Below are 3,402 nucleotides of genomic sequence, written 5' to 3' on the forward strand. Positions count from 1 at the left end.
CGATTGTCCCGCCACCTGCCTCGACCATGCGAGCGGCCTCGCGAGCAGCCACCCCGCGATCCTTCTGCCTAATGTCGCGCGGATCGGCGGCGCCACCCATCAATAGTTTCCAGTAGTCGCGCGGGTCGGGACCGCCGGTGCTCGACGCATCCTGTCGACCCGGCTGTATAAAATCCCAGAAGAGATGCTCGTGCATCAACGTCTGGCCTAGCGTCGCCGGGTCAACCAGACCCAGCACCGTCTGGGCCTTACCCCTCATCTCATCTCTGCTTAACCGCACATTCATCTCCATTGACCGGGTTCTCAAGTTCGGAGCCTGGCAGTGCGTACTCACGCCGCGGCGTCGACGTCCCGAGTTCCCTCTGACATGTGGGGCGCGAATTCCTCCACCGCATCGACGAAGCGGTGGAGATTAGCATCCCCACCGCAAACCTGATCAGAGCAGCGGACGCTTGTCCGCCCGTGGTTGCAGTTGTTCGAATGCCGCGGAGGCCTGCAGTACGCCCAAATCGTCGGAGCGTTTGCCGACGATCTGCAAACCGACAGGCAGTCCAGCCCGGGTGAAGCCGCATGGCACGCTCGCGCGGGTTCCAAGACATGTTGACGGGTAGGTGAACTCGATCCAGGAGAACTCGTCCCAATGATCTGTTGCCTGAGGACCGGGTATCAGATTCTCAACCGGAAAGGCCGCGACTGAAGCAGAGGGTGTTAACAGGAAGTCCCAGTCTTGGAACCAGCGATGGATGTTCGCAACGTAGTCCATCTTCCGCCGGCGCATCGCTTGAAAGCGCGAGGCAGTGATGTCCTCCGCTTGTTTAATGCAGGCGACGAGCCCAGGGTCCATCTCAGCCTCCCATTTCGGAAGGTACTCTGCGAGCCCGGTCAGGTCCGCGGACCAGAAGAATCGGAACAGCTCCGGCCCATCCTTCGCCCAAGGGGTCGATACCTCCTCGACGATTGCCCCAAGTTCTGTAAAGCGCGCCGCGGCGACTTTCACGAGTTCGGCGACCTCCGGGTCTACGTGGGCGATACCTAGATCAGGGCTGTAGGCAATACGCCTGCCCCTCACGCCATCGCACAGCCGGGCAAGATAGTTGGCAGGCCCCGCCTCAAGCGATGAATAGTCAAGAAAGTGAGGCCCGGCCATCACCTCAAGCATCAGAGCGGCGTCGGCGACCGTGCGCGCCATCGGCCCGACATGGGAAATGGGCCCACCCGCGGAGACAGGAAAATTCGGCACGCGCCCGAAGCTGGGTTTGAGTCCAAACACACCGCAGAAATGCGCGGGAAGGCGGATCGATCCCCCTCGGTCACTGCCCTGATGCAGCGGCCCCAAACCTGCTGCTGCGGCAGCACCCGCGCCGGCTGATGATGCCCCGGCGTTGTAGCCGAGCTTCCATGGGTTGCTGGTAATGCCCGTTAATGGACTGCGCGAAACGCCGGTCCAGCCGATCTTCTACGATGATCGCACCTTCGTCTCGCAGGCGCGGCACGATCGGCGCATCCTCGGTTGGCTGATGGCCGGCGTAGATTTTGCTGCCTCGCTGTGTCGGCATATCCTTAGTGATCTGCAAGTCCTTGATCGTAGCGGGCACGCCGTGCAACCAGCCAATTCGCGAACCGCTCATCAGAGCAGCTTCCGCCATTTTCGCACCATCCATCGCGCGATCTGCCGCAATGTAAGCGAAGGCGTTTAAGCTGGGCTCCAGCGTGGCAATGCGGGCCAGGAGGTCGCGCATATACTCAACCGGCGAAATTTTTTTAGTGCGGATAAGATCTGCCAGCTCGATGGCCGACATAAAGCCTATGGTCTGAGAGTCGATGTGATCGGTCCTTTGTTAACTGCCATGTTGACTGGCGGGCGTACCTCGCGCCGTTTGCACTGATCATCTATCAATCGGCCGGCGCTTTTTGTGGCCAGGCGCAATTGCCTGGAGGATGGTCCTACTGGTTGTTCTCGGCCGCACCATCGCGCACGATCTCGATTGCACAGGCTGGTGCTGTCAAACTCACCTGCAGTTCCACCATTTCGCCCGGCCGATACGAAACCGCTCGCCGTAGCACCAGATCTCGCCGCGCGCGCCGTCCATGCCCAACCGCTCGTAGTAGGAGCTGAGCACGGTCAGCCGCCGCTGCTTGGGCGTCGGGCCGAAATTCGGTAATTCTGCCGGTCGCTCTGTCATGACGGCAACCCCATCGTCATTTCGGCCGCCCCGGTAAATACGTCCTGCCCATCAGTTGCGACAAGATCTGACCGAGGAATAGCCTGGTTCTTGCGTGTTTTGGATTGGTGAAGAATTCGTGCGGCATGCCATCTTCGACGATCTGGCCCGCATCCCGCTCTCCGCTGACGAGTGCTGTTAGCCGTGTCTCTTCAAACGAAGGTCAGCAGCCGGCGCGGATTATCGATCATGATTGCATTGATCTCATCCCACGAGTAGCCGCGCTTTGCCATCTGGGGGAGGACCTTCTGCTGAATATGGGTATAACCATGCCCACCGAACTCAGCCAACCGTATTGCGTTGCAGATGTCGTGACTAATCACGACCTGCCCAAGATGTCCGCGATCAATCAGACGCCTGATCGTTCGGATGCGCATGCCGTCGTTCGGCATGTCAATGTCCGCAAGCGCGTAATAGGTGTTCTCCAGCCCGAACAGATCCCATTCCAGCACAACGCCGGAGTCCGCTAGGCGGAATAGGCGATCATCGTCGAAAATTGTTCTGTCGATATGGTCGATGATGGTGCGCGAAAGATCGGCCCCGTGCTCCCTTAGGAACTCAATGAGCATCCAGGGGTGGTCCTCATGGCGGGCCGGGTGGATAGTCAGGGCCGCTCCCGTTTCCTGCTGGGCGATGACGGCAGCCGCCAGCACACGCTTCTCGAGATCGGTCCACGGCCACTGGCAGCCTATCTCACCAACGATGCCGGCCCGTACCTGGGTTCCCCAGGCACCCAGTTGAACCTGATCAATCATTTCTTGGGCGAAGCTCTCGATGGTTCGATTGTGATTACCCGGGTCCTGGCAGTCCTCGACGTAGTGACCGCAGCCCATCACAATATGGGCGCCACTCTCTCGCGACACCTCCATCAGACCCTCGGGGTCAGGGCCGATACCGCCGATCGTTAGCTCGACGATTGTCCCGCCACCTGCCTCGACCATGCGAGCGGCCTCGCGAGCAGCCACCCCGCGATCCTTCTGCCTAATGTCGCGCGGATCGGCGGCGCCACCCATCAATAGTTTCCAGTAGTCGCGCGGGTCGGGACCGCCGGTGCTCGACGCATCCTGTCGACCCGGCTGTATAAAATCCCAGAAGAGATGCTCGTGCATCAACGTCTGGCCTAGCGTCGCCGGGTCAACCAGACCCAGCACCGTCTGGGCCTTACCCCTCATCTCATCTC

Annotated in this window: 5 protein-coding genes; all 5 read right to left on the bottom strand. The window is 60.4% G+C overall.

Annotation, left to right across the window (positions count from 1 at the left end; genetic code table 11):
* Positions 1 to 259: phosphotriesterase family protein (locus AC0ZT5_RS34950; RefSeq protein ID WP_488500079.1), on the bottom strand; the 259-nt coding region annotated here is incomplete at its 3' end.
* Between the two features lie 177 nt (positions 260 to 436).
* The gene (locus AC0ZT5_RS34955) at positions 437 to 1,414 is read right to left on the bottom strand and encodes an amidase family protein (protein ID WP_488500141.1); all 978 of its coding nucleotides are present in this window, start codon (positions 1,412 to 1,414) and stop codon (positions 437 to 439) included.
* Positions 1,311 to 1,799 (bottom strand): amidase family protein, encoded by a 489-nt coding sequence (locus tag AC0ZT5_RS34960; protein ID WP_488500138.1) that lies wholly within the window; start codon positions 1,797 to 1,799, stop codon positions 1,311 to 1,313. Before AC0ZT5_RS34960 ends, AC0ZT5_RS34955 begins: the two co-directional genes overlap by 104 nt.
* Before the next feature lie 210 nt (positions 1,800 to 2,009).
* Complete coding sequence (locus AC0ZT5_RS34965) at positions 2,010 to 2,183, bottom strand: hypothetical protein (protein ID WP_488500139.1); 174 nt, start codon at positions 2,181 to 2,183, stop codon at positions 2,010 to 2,012.
* 191 nt (positions 2,184 to 2,374) lie between these two features.
* The coding region (locus tag AC0ZT5_RS34970; RefSeq protein ID WP_488500140.1) for a phosphotriesterase family protein at positions 2,375 to 3,402 on the bottom strand (1,028 nt) is incomplete at its 5' end.

Source organism: Mesorhizobium sp. CNPSo 4670, from assembly GCF_057784235.1.

Bases quoted from the DNA above. Each gene is read 5' to 3' on its own strand.
- AC0ZT5_RS34960 (WP_488500138.1), bottom strand. From the start codon at position 1,799: ATGTCGGCCATCGAGCTGGCAGATCTTATCCGCACTAAAAAAATTTCG.
- AC0ZT5_RS34965 (WP_488500139.1), bottom strand. From the start codon at position 2,183: ATGACAGAGCGACCGGCAGAATTACCGAATTTCGGCCCGACGCCCAAG.